Origin of the sequence: Cupriavidus pinatubonensis (genome assembly GCF_019602855.1) — a bacterium.
GTDB classification, from domain to species: domain Bacteria; phylum Pseudomonadota; class Gammaproteobacteria; order Burkholderiales; family Burkholderiaceae; genus Cupriavidus; species Cupriavidus pinatubonensis.
Map to the genome: position 1 here is coordinate 49354 of NZ_CP080769.1, position 17898 is coordinate 67251.

Consider the following 17898-nt stretch of genomic DNA (forward strand, 5'->3'; position numbering starts at 1 on the left):
GCCCTGTCGCAGTTCGCTGGTCTGAAGCCGGGCGGAGACTCGATCGAGCGCGCCAATCTCGTGCACCTTACCTTGGTGCCGTGCATTTCGTCTTTATCCCTTTCCCCCCATGCCAGCATAAATGGGGCTGGGGCGATACAGGGCGAGGGATACCCTCGGAGTCGGTCCTCGTCAGATAGAGTTGCCAACCGCGGACACCATTGCGACTCGCTTCCAGCCGGAGCAACCAGCCGGTTGTGTTATCTGCATCTTTGAATCCGTCAAAGACGAAGTTCCCCAGGCTATAGAAAATGGGGCGTCCCTTGTATTGCTCAATGTCCTGTGTAACGTGCGGATGCCCGCCAATAACAGCATTGGCACCTGCGTCGATCATCGCATGCGCGAGCCGCCGCTGGCGTGCACTGGCATGATGCTCATGCTCGATCCCCCAATGCATAAACGGTATGACCAAGTCGGCATGATGGACGCTTCTTGCATTCTCGATATCGGCGATCACCTGTTCATCTTCGCTCCAAGCCAGCCCGGGCGTGTCGCCATCGGCCTCAAAGCTCCGCGGGAAAATTTCGTTGTAGCCAAGGAGCGCAATCCTGAGACCGTTGCGCTGGATTAGAAGCGGGGTATGTGCCGCCACCATGTTTCGGCCTCCTCCGAAGAAGGAAACCTCGTGCGCGGCGAGTAGATCGAGCATCTCCGAGAAGGCGGCGCGACCAAAATCGCCAGTGTGGTTGTTGGCGATTGAGAGCGCAGTGAAATGTCCCTTCAGTACCTGGACCGTACGTGGATCGGCGCGAAAGGTAAATGGCTTACGTTCCGGGCGGCCGCCGGAGGCAACTACACACTCGAGATTGCCAATTCGGATATCCGCGGCATCCAGGATTCGCGCGAAGTGCATAAAGGGATCCCGCCCGGCCTTGATCACATCCCCCGGAATTCCGTCCAGCATGATGTCACCGACAAACGCGAGTGAAACGATTGGGGCGGCTGCCTTCTCGCCTGCAACCCCCTCGTCGAGGACACCGATGCAAAGGAACGCCGCGAATAGGATTCGTGCTATGGCACTCCCCCCCGTGTCGCGCTGCACTATGCCGCTCCCATCAGCCTGCACCGATATTGCAGCTCTCTTCCAAGGACAGGCGAATAGAGATGATTGCTACCCGTGAAAGAGCCGGTCGAGTCGGATTTGGAAGGCACCGCAGGTGCGACGTATTTCGCCTCATGCAGCAGGATGACCCGATCAAAATCCTGGTAGTACGTATAGAGCTTGATGTAAGCGATGGGCGCCGCTCCGACCATGACTGCCTTGAAGCGAAAGTATCCGTCTATGTCGACGGACTTGACCGAATAGGGATCGGTGGTCGGCTTGAAGTCGAATATTTTCGGGTCGCCGCCTCCTTGGCTGATCTCGCAACGAAGTAGAGGCGTGCTCGCGTTCGCCAGGGCAATATGGCACATGCCCGGTATCAGCAACGCGATGGCACTTGCCGCCCGGAACGGGCGAACCTTGAGGGAATTGGGCTCGTGCATGGGTCGGGCCTCGATCACATAATGTTCTCGTACCGTGCAAGGCATGTTACCTGTGCATAGGTTCGCTTAGGAAGACGGTTCCCAGCGCTCGTCCCCCTTCTTTGCCGCATAGGTTGCAGCCTGCTCGAGCCAAGGCGCATGCGCCTTGGGCACAACCAGCATCGTCAACCCCAATCCCTCCAACACCCGCAGCGCGTGCTCTAAGCTCACGCCCTTGCCATTCTCCAATTTGGACAGCATGCCCACCGAAACGGAGCAAAGCCGGGCCGCCTGATCAATCGGCGTTGCCGCCTCGGCGCGCGTCGCGCGAATGCGATCGCCCAGTTGCTGGATCATGCGAATGGTGGCCCGGGAAGGTGGCGTCGGATCAGGGAGGGACGCGGCATGAACGTGTGTTTCCGTGAAGCGAAAGAAGCGGAACGCCGCGCTCTTTTCGCGAAATTTCGTGATCGTGAAATTATACGATCCTGCAGGACGACCGCAAATTGGATGGGCCCGCGCCCGGGGGCCAAAAAGGGCGTTCCCTTCGCCTCCGCCCGACAGCGCGCTGGCCCGTGGCCCCGACGGCCTCGCGTCGCATCACGCCTTGGGCGCGTGGCGGTGGCGCGTCGTTTCCGATGGCCACATTCCTTACGACAGGTTGTCAAGCAGCGCTCTGGCCTGACACAGGTCCGCGGTATCGCCCCCTTCTGACATCGCGTCCGCGATTTCGCCCAACATGTCCCTGGCCGCGCCGTCCTGCCCTTGGCGGTGCCAAAGCCGGGCGAGGCTGAGAGCGCTTTGCAAGGCAAGCGCGGGGGCCGCTTGCTGACGGGCGAGCTGGATGGCTGTCTCGAAGCAAGCCTGCGCAGCGGGCTCCAGGGCAGAGGAATGGGCAGGCTCACCTGACATTGCCAACTGCAACTCGCCCCGCAAGCGATACAGCGTCGCGGCATCGAAGCACTCGCCGGTGTCGTACACCAGCGCCAGCGCTTCGTCCAGCACGCGCAGCCCGGATTCTGGCTGCCCGGCTGCGCCATAGGCATCGGCGAGTAGTCCCAAGAGGGATGGCCGGCCCAGCGCGGCCCCGGTGGCCTGGTGGTCGCGCAGCCCCTGCTGAATCAGGGCAATGCCCGCTTCGATGCTTCCCTGCCGGGCGAGCGCCCACCCGCGCAGGATCGTCGCCCACGCGAGGTAGTGCGGGAATCCCTGCTCGCGCGACAGCGCCAGCGCGGCATTGGCGTACTCCAGCGTCGCGTCGCGCTGACCGATGCGCTGATGCAGCTCGGCCGCGAAGATCAGGCTCAGGGCGAGGGCAAAAGGATCAGAAGCCTGCCGGGCCAGCGCCAGCGCCTCCTCGCAGCGGACCTGGGCCTGGTGCGGATATCCGAGGTACCAGAGGATCCAGCCCAGCGTGCTGCGCACGTGGACCGCCGGGTTGCGCGCATAACGCAGGAAATGCCCGTACGACGGGCGGTCAGGACGGTGCAAGGCCAGCGACTGTTCCATATGGGCACGGGCCGCCTCGACTTGGCCCAACCGGAACACGGTCGCCCCCAGCACGCGATGCGCCTCGGCGAGTTGTTCCGGGTCTTGCGCTTCTTGTGCGAGGCCAAGCAGGCGCTCACCCAACGCTTGGGCCGTGTGGAGTTGGGCCCGCAGCAGGTAGAAGGACCACAGTCCGAGCTGCGCCGAAAAGAATTGTGGCGTATCCCCGCCTTGTTCGCTCAGGGCGAGGGCCCGCGTGTAGGTCGCCTCGACTTCCGGTGCGGCATAGCCGCGCGCGGCCATCCACGCCGGCCCGAGGCTGAGCAGTAGCGTGAGTTCCTCACGCTGGCGCTCCGGCGATTCCGGCAGCGTTTTCACCAGCTCGAGGGCCGCACGCAGATGCCCTATCGCTTCGAGTTGCGCGGAACGTTGCATGGCCTGCTCGCCCGCCCGCTGCAGGTATTCGACCGCTTTCGGCACGTTGCCGCTCTGGCTGTAGTGGTGGGCGAGTTCGCTGCAGTACTCAGTGAGCCGATCCGGGAACAGGGTTTCGATGGCCCGCGCCGTGCGCTCGTGCAAGCGGCTGCGCTGTCCGGAGAGCAGCGAGTTGCCGGCCACCTCTTGCGTCAGGGCGTGCTTGAACGCGTACTCCACCTCGGGGAAGGAGGGCCGCTCATAGATGAAGTCGCCCGCCCGGAGGTCCACCAGCAGTGGCTGCAGCGTGTCGTCGGGCTGCCCCGTGACATGGCGGACGAGGCTCGCCGGGAAGTCCGTGCCGATCACCGCCAGCGTCTGCAGCAGTTCCTTCTGCGGGATCGGCAAGCGGTCGATCCGTGCCGCCAGCACCCCCTGCACGGTCGTCGGCATATGCAGCGTGAGCGGCGGCTTGTCGATCCGGTAGTTGCCCGGCTGGCCGAGCAAGGTGTGTTCCTCGGCTAGGGTCTGGACTACTTCCTCCATGAAGAACGGGTTCCCCTCGGTCTTGGACAGAACCAATTGCTTGAGCGGCACCAGCGAGGCATCGTCGCCCAGCAGAGCTGATAGCAGCCCTTCGGCTTCGGCCTGCCCCAGCGGTTCGAGTTGCAACTGGGTATAGCAAGGAATGCGGCACCAGTCATGCCGGTACTCGGGCCGATAATTGACGAGCAGCAGGATGCGGGCGCTCGGCACCGCTTCCATGAGGACATTGAGGAAGGCTTCGGTTTCACTGTCGAGCCATTGCAGATCTTCGAACAGAACCATCAGGGTCTGATTCTGGCTCTCGCGCACCAGCAGCCGGGTGATCGCGTCAAAGGTACGCTGGCGCCGGATCGTTGGATCCATCGTCAGCAACGCTGAACCCGGTTCGCTGAAGCCCAGCAGGTACAGCAGGTAGGGCAGATGGTCTTCCAGCGCGCGATCCAGGATTAGCAGCCGGCCGGTGGCCTTCTCGCGATAGCGGCGCTCATCATCCTGCGCCGTGATCTGAAAGTAGTTGCGCAGCAGGTCGATCAGTGGCAAGTAGGGGAAGGCCTTCCCGTGCGACACCGAGAAGGTCTCGAGCACCAGGCACCCTTGCTGCGCGCGTGCCTTGAACTCGTGGAATAGGCGCGATTTTCCCACGCCGGCTTCGCCCCCCACGCCGACGATCTGCCCCCGCCCGGTGTTGGCCAGGGCCAGCGCCTGCCCGAGGCGCTCGAGTTCGGCCCCGCGCCCGACAAAGCGGGCCAGGCCCCGGTGCGCACCCACCTGCAGGCGCGTGCGCAGCGCCCCAAGGCCGAGCACCTCGTACACCGCGAGAGGTTCGCGCAACCCCTTGATCTGGGTCCGGCCCAGGGCCTTGAACTCGAAATAGCCCTCGGCCAACCGATAGGTCGATTCGCTGACCAGGATGGAGGAAGGCGTCGCGACGCCTTCCATGCGCGCGGCAATGTGCATCGTGTGGCCGACCGGGTCGTAGTCGGTGCGCAAGTCGTCCTTGCGGATCGAGCGCACCACCACTTCGCCGGTATGCACGCCGACGCGGATCTGCAGCGGAATGCCCTGCTCCAGGCGCACCTTGTCGCTATGCGCGCGCATGGCCTGCTGCATCCGCAGGGCGGCAAAGAGCGCGCGCAGCGCATGGTCCTCATGGGCGATCGGCGCGCCGAACAGCGCCAGGATCCCGTCGCCGAGCGATTTGGCGACGTACCCCTCGTAGTGGTGGACGGCTTCCATCATCAGCGCCACCACCGGATCGATCAAGCTGCGCGCCTCCTCCGGGTCCAGGTCCTGGATCAACGCGGTCGAGCCGGCCATGTCCGCAAACAAGGCGGTGATCGTTTTGCGCTCACCGTCGGCGTCGGTGCCCTTGGCTTCCATGGCGGCCCGCTCGGCACGGATGCGCTCGGCCAGGTGTGGGGGCGTGTAGACGACGGGCGCAGGTAGCGGTGGCGCCGGGGCGGAAGCCGGGTTCGCGAGCAGCACGCCGCATGCTCCGCAGAATTTCGCGTCGGCGCTGGATGCGTGGCCGCACTGCGGGCAGATCTGCGCAAGCTTTTGCCCACACGTTTCGCAGAACCGGGTGCCTGCGGGATTCTCCGCCTGGCAATTGGTGCAGCGCATATTGTCCCCTGCCGGCCTTGGCCGCCCACGCCCCCATTACAGGCGCAATCCCGGCTCGTGGCAAGCCATCGGCGCGCACGCCGCGCGCGCCGCCGGTCGTGCGCCGTGCGGGATCGGTTCGCCTGCCTTGCGGCCGGCCACATCGCTTTGCGCCCGAGCGGTGCCGCGGCGCTGGCTGCAGACGCGATCGAGCGTCGACGCGTGCCTTCGTCCAATCGAGGTCCTGCACTTGGCGTCGTTCCCCGCCGCGGTCCCTTTTCTCGCCGGCGCCGCCGTCGGTGGAATTCGGCCGCGCTGCGCGCCACGCCGGAAGGCGGATCGCGAACGCCGCGGCGAAGGCGCGGGCGCGGTCGCGCCGGCCTGCCGGCTCAGGTGCGCGAAACCAGCCGGCGTTCCTTTACCTGATAACTGCTATTATCAGGTTTGAATTTTTTCGTACTATACGAGGTTTCGCTGACTTCACTTAGGGTGGGAGGCCGTTGGAGGAGGTGCCGGGAACGGCGCTAACGGCGAGAGGAAGAAACGTCTGGATCGCTAAATCCGGGGAATTTCAGCGCCGGAACAATCGAAGTTTAGCGAGAAAAGTCCCCCGCTGCCAGTGCTGCGGAGGTGCACAGTTATCTCTTTGCGGCTCCCGCGCCATCCCGTCCATCGGGTTAGCTTAAATGTTATCAGGTAAGACGCCGACGCCTGTCCTCGACGCATATTTATGGCCCAACACAACCACGTCGCCGCCACCATCCCGCGCTATACCCGCGCGGATTTTACCGCGCTGCGCTTCCGGCTCAACCGCATCCCGGTCGCGGACATCCTGACGCGCGTCTACGATGAAGACGCGTTGGAGGCCGTCGGGATCGAGACGCCGGCGCAATTGGAAGCCAGGCTCGATGCGATGCGCGACCATCTGGTCGAGCGCGTTTGCCTGAGCAATCCCTATTTGTCGGCGAGCCTGGCAGACGCGCGCCGCTTCAATCGTTGGCCCAAGAGCGCCATCGACTACCTGGTGCGGGCCGCGGACCAGGATGCTTCCCAGCCTCGACCCGAAGACCCGGTCTCGGCCTGGCTGCGCCCCATCGTATTCCGGGCGTTGCGGCAAGAGGGAATCCAGACCCTCGCACAACTGCACGGCTATATCGCACTGCGCGGCCGGCGCTGGTATCTGCCGGTGCCCCGGCTTGGGGCGGGCAAGGCACGGGCGATCGAGCACTGGCTGCAGACCCATGCCGCGACGCTGGGTCCGCTCCAGGTCGACGACACGCCCCCGACTGGCGCGGTCGAACTGGGCGCCGATCCCGCCTGGTTGGTGCCACTGGAGCAGGTCCGACGGATCGCCCCAGCGCTCGACGGCCATAGTGGCCGCAACCGAGCGCCCGGCTTTTGCCTCATTGCCGCGCGCAATGACTTGGAGGCCATTCACGCTTATCTGTCCCGGTTCCGGGACCGGGGCAAGACGGCGCGCGCCTATCAGAAGGAACTGGAGCGCTTCCTGCTCTGGTGTGTCAGCGTGCGTCGCACCGCGCTGTCCAGCGTGGGCGCCGACGACTGCGAGCGCTATAAGGACTTCCTGGCGCAGCCAGATCCGTCCTGGATCGGCCCTAAGGCAACACGCACATCGGCGCGCTGGCGGCCCTTCGCTAGCGCCCTCAAGCCGGAATCCCAACGCTACGCAGTGTTGGTGTTACGGGGGTTTTTTGCCTGGCTGGTTGGCGTGCGCTATCTGGGCGGAAACCCGTGGCTGCTGGTTTCGGATCCGCTGACCGTCCGGCGCGAAGTACCGATCGCCGTCGAGAAGGCCTTGCCAGGGCCGCTCTGGGATGCGCTCGTGCGGCCCGAGGGCATCCTAGACCAACTCTGCGCCAAGTCGCCGTCCGTGCCTGTGTCCGCGCCGCTGACCGCGAAGGATGCCGAGGCCCCGTGGGCGCAGTATCGCCTGGCGCGCGCGGTTGTCCTGCTGCTGGGATGCAGCGGGGCCCGCCGCGAGGAGGCCGCGCGCGCAATGCGCTGCCACCTTCAGCCGGTCCCCGAACAGGCTGGCGTGCCGGCCGGACTGTGGGAACTGGCGCTTCTGGGCAAACGCAACAAGTGGCGGACCGTGTTCCTTCCGCCACGGGTCATCGGGGCATTGCGGGCGCACTGGATCGACCGAGGGCACGATTTCGAACAGGCCGATCAGGCGCTGGCATTACTCTCACCGGTAGTGGTGCCGTCCACACGTACAGCCCAAGTTAAGCATCTCAGCCTGACGGAGGGTGCGCAGCTTCTTACTGGCAAGGGCTTCTCGCCGGATGGCCTGTATCAGCTGTTGACGACCACCCTGCTGCGCATCGCTGACGACGCCACGTTGGTCTTGAACGAGGCTGAGCGTGAAATACTACGTCAATCCGCGCCCCACACGTTACGGCATACGTTTGCCACGCATGCGGTGGCCAACGAGATGCCTACGGACGTTCTCCAACGGCTGTTGGGTCATGCCTCGCTGCAAACGACCTCGCTGTATGTTCGCGCCGAACGCGCGCGCGGGCTCGCCGCCGTAGCGAAGATGTACTCGGAACCCCAGTAGGGACCAGCGAATAGCGTCCAGACACCGGCGGCACCTCGGCCATGTATGCCGGTGTCTGGACGTTGCGTACATCGCGCGGGTAATCTGTCCCAAGTTGGGACGTCCAGGACGATCCAAATACGGGATCGCACCCCCTGAGTACGATCTCGCGGCTGACCTTGTTGGCACCCGCAGGACATAGTGAGACGCGCGGGGATGGGGTTAAGCGGGCGGACCGTGGCCGTCGCCGGCCGTGTTCCTGAAGACATGCTCTTTGCCACGGGCAGCGTAAAACTGTCCCGAGTTGGGACAGATCGTCATTGGCATCTCATGCGGGTGGCCGCAACCACGTCGTGCGGCAGTGTGTCCCAACTGGGGACTGGGCCCCTACATCAGCAGCTGCGATAGTCCGCATCCGTAGCATGTTGGCGCTTGCCAGTTGGATAGCAGCCGCGTGTAGAACTGGCCGGGCCGGAAGCTGGCTTTTGCTACTGCCCCAAGTTGGGACAGGACTTTCTCAAACGCTACGTATAAACAAACGCAGGCATGCGATGCCGGGCAGATGCGAGATGCGTGTGTCGGCGTACTTAGGAGTGTCAGGCAGGACGGGATTGCCGTTGGCCTTGCGCCGGCTTTGATGGGAGCGATCACCGCGTAGACCGGTCCCGCCGCAATCACACCGGGAATCGATGCGGTGGCCGGCGATTGGACTGTCCCAACTTGGGACACCTCGCATACTGGACGGTGGTCGTTCGCCTGGCTTAGCGCTCCCGAGCAACGGATTCAGCGTTAGGCAAAACGGACTACCGCCCTTACCCAGGAGTGACGGGCACAGGACGAGCGACTCGATGACCTGGGCCCGGTGTGGCAGCCGGTGAATGGGATATTCATCGGCGTGCCGGCGTTCCCGCTCCACGACAGAGAGCGCGTGCGCTGACTATGACCGTAGGCGCCGCGGAGTCGGACGCGGGATTCGACGCGAGTATTCGAACTCGGAACGGTTTTTCCTGGTAGACATCGTCTGGATCGGAGCCACGTGCGAACCGTGACGGCCCGGATGCTGCGCCGCCTCGTTACTTTCAACCTGCCTCTTGAACGTGCAAGGCGTCGCCTACCTGCGGCCCGCGCGGCAGCGGACCTGCGTTGAAATTTCCGACGACCTTCGCCGTTCATCCTAGGCATTCCCGCGCTGCTGGCTTCTTCGAATGGAGGCCGGCTCGCAAAAGATCGGGGGCATGCGCCTGGGAACCGCGGTCCCACGGTCGGACAGTTTTGGAGAAGGATAGTGGGCTGCTGTCATTCGCGAACGCGTGGTCACGGCGTGACCGCGCGCTTCGCGCTTTCGACCTGCCCTGACGCGCGAAGCCCGCTGCCGGCCGCTGGCGCAAATCCGGCCTCCGCCGGCCTTACGTAAAGACGTCCCTTGGGCAAAGGATGGTTGTCGGGTGTCCCAACTTGGGACACCGGGCGGAGAAGCCGCTGGCTGTCCCTCTGCCAAGGCGTGCCGCTACGTGTCAGTGCGCCCCCCACTTTCCTCTGCCTAGTGGCATGGGTTGCGAAAGACGTACGCGGTAGGACCGCAGTGAGGCTTCCAATGGGCCTACGTCATGTCGCTCCGGTATTGCGCCCCTCCGCAATCGCCAAGCCGCCCGTGCGACCACGATCGTGTCACGGATCGCGTCTCTCAGTCCGGCTGTCCCAAATTGGGACATGCTGTCCCTCGCGGACATCGTGCGATGCGTACGAACACGGTCGCCATGTGCCCCCGCGACCTTAGCCCGTCGCGCTGAGAAGCGTCCTGGGTACATCCTCAGACTTGCAGACCGCTCCCACAGTCCTCCGGCGGCTCAGCACTCTGTCCCGGCGCGGCGGGACCATATCCGTCCTCGTGGTCACTTGCGGCAACAACAGTCCCACGTTGGGATAGGCCACCGCGCCGTCTCGATGGCTTGACGTGTGAATGGCTGACTCCACGCGGGCGCTGACACGCATGCGCTTGGGTCTTGCACCTTGGGTCGCGACCTGTCCCGACTCTAGACAGTCCACCGGCAATCTCTTCGGAGCGCCGCTGCCATTGCCGAATGCCTAGAACCGGTAGCGGGGCCCGCGTGGCCGCCCCGAGCAAAGGGTGACGTCCCAACTTGGGACACTAGACTGATGTATTGATCAGCGGTCCAAAATCATCGCCCCCATTCGGCCATCCACACGCCGAAAGCCGTGACCCTGATCGAGACGGACCTGGCCTGTATGGGCGACTGTCTCAACTTGGGACAGATCAAACACCCCATCTGCTCGCACTGAGCACGCTGTCCGCTCCCTTGCACCTTATCGAACGGCTCGCGCAGCACGCAACCGGGAGACCACGACTTCACCACGTAGGCCGATGCAAATAAAAAGCCCGCCGTGTTGGGCGGGCTCTAGCGGTGTCTGACGACGCGACAGACGCACATCGAGACTCGGACTCAAATTACTTCGGCTGGTGGTGGAACGTCTCGCTGATCAACTGGCGGATTTGCGTCTCCAGCGCCTCGCTCAAGGCGGCCGACTTGATCTTAATGGTGAAGCCGTTGGCATCCTTGGTAATCGAGCCGGCATGCTCCTTACCGGAAAAGAACTTGTCAATACTGCGCTCGCTCGCAGAGCTCGGCGTGTTGGCGCGCTGCGTCGCCAGCGCCTTGATCGCACTGGCTGCCTTGCCTTGGTCCATCTTGCCTGTCGCCACCAGCGGCCAGATTTCCTTGGCCGCTGCATCGCCCGCCTCGCCGTACTTACGGATCGTCATGACCATTGCTTCGGCTGCCGTTCCGCCGAGCAGGGAAGGCTGCAGTTCGAGATCGCGGATCACGTAATCCGGGAGTTGCGCAAAGCTCAGGAATCGGTAAAGACCGCTTCGGGATAGTCCAAGCGCTTCCGCCAAGCGCGAGCGCGACGGGAACTCCTTTTCCGTCTGCCGAATGGATAGCGCGATCTCGTAGTCGGCAAGATCATCGCGGCTGACATTCTCCACCAGCGCGAGCACTGCCATATCGGCGTCAGTGGGCTCAGCAACCACGGCTTTAATCGTCTCCGCGCCGAGCATCTTATGGGCGCGCCAGCGACGTTCGCCGGCCACAATCTGATAGCCCGATTCTGCGCGGCGCACCACGATCGGCTGCATCAACCCAACTTCTCGAATCGACTCGGCCAGGTCAGACAGCTTGGAATCGTTGAAGACGCGCCGCGGTTGCCATGGGTTCGGGACGATCTCAGCGACCGCCAGTTGCGAGGCGACCCCGGCGGATTCAAGCTCCTGCACGCGCATCTGTGCCACGGCCAATGCGCCCGCCAGTCCAGGCGCAGTTTGCGTACGTTCGTTGCGCTTGATCTCGTCCTTCTGAATAGCCGATGTCTTCCGAATACCAGCCGTCTTCGCCAATAGCTGTTCTCGCATATTGCTCATTGCGCGCTCCTCCATTTTTCTGCGTAGATTTCGTCCAGCCATCGGCAATAGTCCACAATCGGCTGGCGCACGCGCTGCAGCGATTTAGCAGCGCTATGCGTACTGCTCACGTCGAATACCGTTGAGAAAGCCAAGGCCCCCGTGCTCATCACAGAACTGGCGGGCACTTCGATGGAATGCAGCCAGCTCTCATAGGCGCTTTGCGCCCACGCGCGAACAATCGGTGCAGACGATGTACGCCCATAGTCCACTCGCGACAGCAGCAATGACACGAAGTCGTACTTCTTGTCCGCTTCATATTTGATGAAGCTCTTGGAGACATCCGAGAACAGGCGCCAGAACGACAGCGAACTGATGAAATCCAGGTTCTCCGGGACCATCGGCATGACCATGGCATCCGCCGCCAGCAGCGCATTCAAGTTCATGTAGGAGAGCGACGGCGACGTATCCATGAGGATGTAGTCGTAGTGCTTGCGTAGCGGCTCCAGTCCCTCCCTGAGAACGGTCCAGAAGCGAAAGCCCGGCTTGATCTTCTGCATGGCAGGCAAATGGAATTCCGCGCCGATCAATTCGGTGTGGGCGGGAATGAGATCCAGACCGTCCCAGTACGTCGATTGCACTCGAGACTGCAAGCCCCCCTCGATCTGCTGATCGTAGATATACGGCAGAACGGAATCTTCAGGCGAGACGTCCTTCTCGGCGTACAGCCCACACAGCTCAGAGAGCGACGCCTGCGGATCCAAATCCACCACCAGCACTTTTCTGCCGCGCAGCGTCAGTCCCTGAGCGAGGCACATCGTGGTCGTGGTCTTGGCCGAACCGCCCTTCAGTTGGGCCGTAATGATGATTTTCCCTTCAGGCTCGCGCGTGCCGGTCACCAGCGGCGTCTGATAAATGTCCGACACCTTCTGCACCCACGTGCGCGCCTCCTGCAAGGTGAAGGTCCGGGTGCGACCAGTGCCCGCCGCAGTGCCTGGTGGCAATTCCCCATCGCCCTTGGTCGCCAAGTATTGCACCTGGGAATGTGAGATGTTGCACATCTCGGCAATCTCCCCGGTTTTGAAGATGGGGGCGGTTTTTCTGGGACGCGGCGCAAGGATCGTCTCACGCAGTTCATCCGTGAAAATGGTGACCTTTTCCGCGAACTGGGATATCTGCTCAAGCGGGACAGTCCGATCGACTGCAGGAAGTTGGCTCGTTTTCACCATTCTGAGGTTTTTTCGCAAAATTCTGGAAAGCTCAGAATACAGGAAACGCTTGAGCAACGGCGTATAAATCGCTGATTTTCAAATAAAGTTTCTCCAAAAACCAGAGATTTGCCTAATTTTTAGGCAGATTTTGGATGTCTCTGGGCGTCACATCTCGCCGCGCCAGCATGTGCTTCGTATTCTGGGCGAAGAGATGCCCGCAACGCTTGGCACAAATGACCTCACCTTGAACCGCTCCGCGTCCTCCTACATGCGCCCAGGTGAGGTCATTTGTGCCAAGCTGCAGAATCACCGCGTCGGTCCTCGTCGCCATTCGCAGCACAATGCACCTCACCTTTGTCCCTGCCAGGCCAGCGTTGTAAGGCGTTCGGGCCCGCGATCTTGCACAATCCACCTCACCTTCAAAAGGAGCCGTCCGGGAAGTGTTCCAACGCGTGCGGTTCATTCCGGCCCTAGGCAACGCTGCAATTTGCTGAAACGCCATCGCTGTGGAAGACGCACAACCATCCAGACTCGAATTGGCTCGAAGGTGAGGTCCTTTGTGCAAAGGGCCCTTGTCAAGGGCCTATAAAGGTCCTGCTCGCTTCGACCCTGCACAAATAACCTCACCTTGAGGTAGCCCTTCTTGCCAAAGCGTTGGTCGTCTGCCGCTCCCCCTTGCTCGCAAACACGCAGAAATGGGTACGGAAGTTTGAACAGAGAAAGTTGCACTGCCAGATATGCCTCCTTACTGCTAGCGCCGGTTGGTTGGATGTTTTTTTGAAGTAAACCACCTGACCTACCAACAGGAAAAACAAAGTCATTTAAAATCAAACGCTTGGTCGATGAAAGGTGAGGTGGGTTGTGTCAAAGGTGCGGTTCTATGTGCTGCGAAGGTGCGGTGTATTGGGCGAGCAGGGTGAGGTCGATTGAGCGACAAGGTGAGGCGCATTGTGCAAGCACCGCGAAGGTGAGATGTATTGTGCGCCACTTGTGGATAAGTCGGTTTTGCCTAGGCGGCGCCATGGCAAAACCACCACTGGCACGACACGGGGTGAGGTTTGTTGTGCGTCGGGTGAGGTTTGTTGTGCATGACGCTCCCGCAGCGTCCACCAGCGCGGGTATCTTGCAGCATGGTGAGGTTTGTTGTGTTGACAGGACCTCACCATCACATGCTAGAGTCGCCGAAGCAAAAAAACGAGCGGGACGACGAGTATGGGGACGGACAACCCGGTGGAGGTCAGCGCGAGGACGACGCCTCGCCAAATGGCGCTGGCATTGTTCGAGGACATGTTCGACCTCGGGATGCCCATCAACGAGGCCAACCGCGAAATCGGTTATCAGCGAAATAATTTCTTCACCGAAATCGTCAACATGGGGTTGGCGGCGCGACGGTTTTTGGATGCTGCGTATTTCATCGTTGCCCAGGACCCGGATATTCCTGACCAATACGATGTCGAGCTGAACTACTTCAAGTGGTTGATGCGCTATGACAGTCGTAACCTCAAGCATCTGCGAACCATCGCGGACGAAGCGCAGAACGCGAAGATTCGGGTCACCAATACGCCGTCAGACCGTGAGCCCGATGAGAACGATATCTGGATTCAGGTCCAACTGATCGGCATGGTGGCGATGCACCGTGGTCGCGTGCGCTTCGATGTGCATCACAGCCTGATTCCCCATATCAGAGATCCCCGCAAATCTCACTGGCTCAGCCTTCGCATCTCTACGGCTTTCACGCGCAGTCTTGCACGAGCGATCTATGACAAGGTTTTGCCAAGTGTGCCCAACGGGCGTACGGACTGGATCAAGCTCGAGGAAATGCGTACCTGGCCGGGAAAGATGGGCGCGAATGCCAGCATCTTCAAATACTTCAAGCGCGACTGGTTGGAGCCGGCAGTCCGGGAAATCAATGAGATCTCGGACGTCGAGCTCAGCTATGAGACCAAGACCGAGTCGACGTCCTCCAAGAAAGTCGACCGTATTCGCTTTCTGCTCAAGCGCAAGGACACAGCCGACGCCGTCATGGCAAGCCTGTCTGATGCCAGCCAAATCTATAAAATTCTCAAGGAAGAGTTCAACCTCTCCACGCGGCAGTTCGGCGAGATCTCCGAAAACCGCGAAACCTGGAACGACGATCGCATTCTGCAGGCGATCGAGTACACGCGCTTCAAGCTCAATCGCGGGCAGATCAAGAAGAGTCCCGCTGGCTATTTGATGAAGGCCTTGCGCGACAACTGGCGGATGTCAGATGCCGAACGGACGATGGTGCAGGTCCAGACCAAGCTGCTTGTCGAGGAAGAGCAGAAGGAAGCAGCGAAGGTGGCTGTCAAGACCAGTGTGGAGCGCAGTGTCGCCTCGCGTGACGACGAGACCCGCGCTCGCATGAACGAAGAATCGCGGCAGGGCCGCGAGCACTTCGGTGCGGCCGATACCAAAGCGCGACAGGACTTTATCCGCGCATGGTTGGCATCGCGCGAGGGCAAGCTTGTATTGAAGCGGATGAAGCTGGAGGCCTCATCCGTATCCGAAGACGTGATCTTGGCCAACTCGGAGTTGGCATGGTATTTGGGCCAATTCGTGTTTGGGAGAATGGCCACCTCGCGCGAATCGACCTCGTAGATCCGCCCGCACGGAGCCGACACCTTTCTGCCGCGGTACTTTTCCACGAGTTGGGCAACTTGCTACTGCACCAGCGCCGATCTAGCCGAAGCCGCGCGCGCCTCTTCATCTCGAGCTTTCCGCACCCGGGTGACCACACGGAGGTTCGCTCTTGAGCGTTGTTGCGGTTCACGCTCAATAAGACCTGCCCGCTCGAGTATGCCAAGCGCCCGATATATGGTGGCCTCGCTGATGGCAAGGTGCTCCGCAATCGTCGCCTTCTTCAAGAAGGCCAGTGCAGTGGGGTCCGTCTTGCTTAATGAAAAGCGAATTAGCGTAGCCAAAACCTGCCGGCTCGTGATGTGCAATCCGGTCCGCACAGTCCAGAACAGGGACGGTCCTGGCAATACTCCGCTCGAAAGCCGATAGCTGAGCAACGTTGCCCGCCAATGCCGAATCCAACATAGCACGCTGACGACGGTACCGCCGTTTCAGAAGGTCTCTCGAGCAGAGGCGCTAACCGAATCAACATTAGCCGCTGGGCGGCAGACATGGCTCATGGTGTAATCGGTTGGTGCGCAACCGATTTTCGAACCATCCGGTGGCGACCAAGGTGGTAACGTTTGGGCCGAAGCTGACTTGGAGACGATCAGATCCGAGCAAGGTGGTAGCGATTGGTCCGCAACCGACGTGCCGACGACAGGTCCAAGGCTTTGCTTTGGAGGGCATAGGCGCGGTGGTTTGCAGCCCAATCGTTACCAGCTTTAAGCGCACTGAAAGGCATTGGAGGGCATTGGAGGGCATTGCGAAGTTGGATTGCGGACCAACCGGTACCACCTTAGAGCGCATTCAAGCGCACTGAGCGGCATTGGAAGCACAGCGCGGCGGATTGCGGCCCAATCGATACCACCTTCAAGCGCGACGCGCGGTAGGTGCCAATGACCTGTCCGTTGGGAAGAGTGGAGGAGTGCCGCCTCGTAGGGCCGAAAGCCGCTTTCCTGGCGCTGGGAATCGCCATTGCAGTCTGCCCAAGTAGAAATGCCCGGAGCAAACCGCAGGCATTCTTTTGATCGGCGCCCCAACTAGCTCGGTGCATGGATGAACGGATAAAGGACTCGTGCTCGACCACATGCGTCTTCTTGGGCAGTTCGATGCCTGGGTTTCTCGCGCGCAGGTCAGCAATCACCTCGGTGGGCACGTGCTCGCCTCGCTCGTAGGCTCCGACGACCAGGTCGCTGTGGACCGGACCGACTGCGGCGTCAGCCGCGGGTTATCCGCGTGGAAGAAAATCAGGGCTTTGGCTCCCGGCATCTGGAAGGTTCGAAGGTCGCAGTCCAACGGATGACTCAGAAGCGTTGTGACCGACGACGCGACCCATTCCTGGCGCGGCGCGAGTTCGAGCGCATCCTTCCCAATGGCAGTCCGGTCGTAGATTCGTCCGAGTTCAGTCCGCAAGGCGCGGACGTCCTGGGCACCAGCCGGGGCGTGCGAGCCTTCAACGACCAGCATCCGGGACTCCTTTCCTCCGCTTCCCGTGTCACCGGAATTGCTAGGGACGTGAGCTCGAAATCCTCCAACGGCATACACCATGCATCGATGCCGGCCAGCCGCGCAGCGCGCGCGGCGCGAAGGGCCTTGTTGCTCTCAACGTCTGCCGCAATGACATTTCCGGTCTGGTCGAGCAGGCGATACTCGACCATGTAACCGCGACTACCTCGCTGCCAAACGAGATCTTTCAACAGCGGGTCGGTCTCGCGCGCAACGTTGCTCGCATGCTGCATGAAGGTGACGATAGGGGCGGCGCCGAAGGTATTGAGCAGCAACCGCTGTGCGCTCTGCCGCCGCATCGGTACCTCCTGGCCGAAAGGCACTTCGTAAGGTTCAGGGTCAGGCTTCGGGGTGAGGCCGCGGCCGGTTCGCCAAGCGTCGTTGAGCGCAACGGCCAACGCCCTGATCACGTCGGCATTCAAGGGGCCACCGTTGGCAATGCGGACCGGGGTGGCTTCGGACGCGCGGGAAACGTAGAGGGAAGTAACGTCACCGTGCGGCTTGGCAAAGCACTGGCCGATCCAGTCCGCCGGCAGATGAATCGCTTCTAGATGGAGTTTGTTTGTCATTGGTTACGCGGCAGCACGCAGCTCTTCTTCTTCACATTCTTTATGCCTGCCATTCGCAGGTAGCTCGCCCCCCAGCGCACAAATCAGGGCGGAGATCAGCTTGCTCAGTTCGCCAGCCATCACGGTGAAATCCGCGTTGAATCTCGCGTCTGCGTCGTCGCGATGATCTTGCGATTCTTCCTTGATCACATCCAGCGCCTTGATCTTCTTGATTGCGAGGGCGCTGGTAAGGACAAACGAGACCCGGTCTTCCGAGGTCATTGCAAGCTGCGTGCACCGCTTGCCACAGCTAGGTGGTGGCCAAGGTCGGCGGCGTCGAGGCTGTGGTTGGCAAACTTAACGGTCGATTTGCCCTCACCGGAGTCTTTGAGCTCGGCATCCTGGTCGATCGTAAAGCCCGCGGGGGACTCATCGCTGGCAAGCCAATCGGTCATCGCTGCT

12 protein-coding genes are annotated in these 17898 nt (G+C 61.7%); 2 read left to right on the top strand and 10 right to left on the bottom strand.

Going from position 1 to position 17898, the window contains the following annotated elements; translation table 11 throughout:
• Positions 1 to 67: 67 nt before the first annotated feature.
• The 4 genes from K2O51_RS32155 to K2O51_RS32170 form a co-directional block, all read right to left on the bottom strand.
• A complete protein-coding gene (locus K2O51_RS32155) occupies positions 68 to 943 on the bottom strand; it encodes a CapA family protein (protein ID WP_166487200.1) in 876 nt (291 codons plus the stop codon).
• A 137-nt stretch (positions 944 to 1080) separates the two neighbouring features.
• On the bottom strand, positions 1081 to 1524 hold the full coding sequence (locus K2O51_RS32160; RefSeq protein ID WP_140950314.1) for a hypothetical protein: 444 nt from the start codon (positions 1522 to 1524) through the stop codon (positions 1081 to 1083).
• Between the two features lie 66 nt (positions 1525 to 1590).
• Complete coding sequence (locus tag K2O51_RS32165; RefSeq protein WP_011295924.1) at positions 1591 to 1860, bottom strand: helix-turn-helix domain-containing protein; 270 nt, start codon at positions 1858 to 1860, stop codon at positions 1591 to 1593.
• A gap of 294 nt (positions 1861 to 2154) precedes the next feature.
• On the bottom strand, positions 2155 to 5574 hold the full coding sequence (locus K2O51_RS32170) for an adenylate/guanylate cyclase domain-containing protein (RefSeq protein WP_220632177.1): 3420 nt from the start codon (positions 5572 to 5574) through the stop codon (positions 2155 to 2157).
• A 709-nt stretch (positions 5575 to 6283) separates the two neighbouring features.
• On the opposite strand from K2O51_RS32170, the gene K2O51_RS32175 reads away from it, so the two are divergent.
• Complete coding sequence (locus K2O51_RS32175) at positions 6284 to 8134, top strand: phage integrase family protein (protein ID WP_220632178.1); 1851 nt, start codon at positions 6284 to 6286, stop codon at positions 8132 to 8134.
• Positions 8135 to 10580: 2446 nt separating this feature from the next.
• Here K2O51_RS32175 and K2O51_RS32180 read toward each other — a convergent pair.
• A complete protein-coding gene (locus K2O51_RS32180) occupies positions 10581 to 11552 on the bottom strand; it encodes a ParB/RepB/Spo0J family partition protein (protein ID WP_220632179.1) in 972 nt (323 codons plus the stop codon).
• A complete protein-coding gene (locus K2O51_RS32185; RefSeq protein WP_011295919.1) occupies positions 11549 to 12760 on the bottom strand; it encodes a ParA family protein in 1212 nt (403 codons plus the stop codon). Before K2O51_RS32185 ends, K2O51_RS32180 begins: the two co-directional genes overlap by 4 nt.
• Before the next feature lie 1194 nt (positions 12761 to 13954).
• Between K2O51_RS32185 and K2O51_RS32190 the strand changes: the two genes are divergently transcribed.
• Positions 13955 to 15361: a replication initiation protein gene (locus K2O51_RS32190; RefSeq protein ID WP_011295918.1), complete on the top strand. Its 1407-nt coding sequence runs from the start codon at positions 13955 to 13957 to the stop codon at positions 15359 to 15361.
• 62 nt (positions 15362 to 15423) lie between these two features.
• Here K2O51_RS32190 and K2O51_RS32195 read toward each other — a convergent pair whose 3' ends face one another.
• The 4 genes from K2O51_RS32195 to rdgC (K2O51_RS35890) form a co-directional block, all read right to left on the bottom strand.
• Entirely contained in the window at positions 15424 to 15810 is a 387-nt protein-coding gene (locus K2O51_RS32195) for a helix-turn-helix domain-containing protein (protein WP_337902942.1), read from the bottom strand.
• An 876-nt stretch (positions 15811 to 16686) separates the two neighbouring features.
• Positions 16687 to 17457 carry a hypothetical protein gene (locus K2O51_RS32200; protein ID WP_011295917.1) on the bottom strand — a complete coding sequence of 257 codons (771 nt, stop codon included), beginning with the start codon at positions 17455 to 17457 and terminating at the stop codon, positions 16687 to 16689.
• Between the two features lie 3 nt (positions 17458 to 17460).
• Positions 17461 to 17718 carry a recombination-associated protein RdgC gene (gene rdgC, locus K2O51_RS35885; RefSeq protein WP_049796588.1) on the bottom strand — a complete coding sequence of 86 codons (258 nt, stop codon included), beginning with the start codon at positions 17716 to 17718 and terminating at the stop codon, positions 17461 to 17463.
• Positions 17715 to 17891 (bottom strand): recombination-associated protein RdgC, encoded by a 177-nt coding sequence (gene rdgC / locus K2O51_RS35890; RefSeq protein WP_084792040.1) that lies wholly within the window; start codon positions 17889 to 17891, stop codon positions 17715 to 17717. The genes rdgC (K2O51_RS35885) and rdgC (K2O51_RS35890) overlap by 4 nt, the downstream gene beginning before the upstream one ends.
• Between the last annotated feature and the right edge of the window lie 7 nt (positions 17892 to 17898).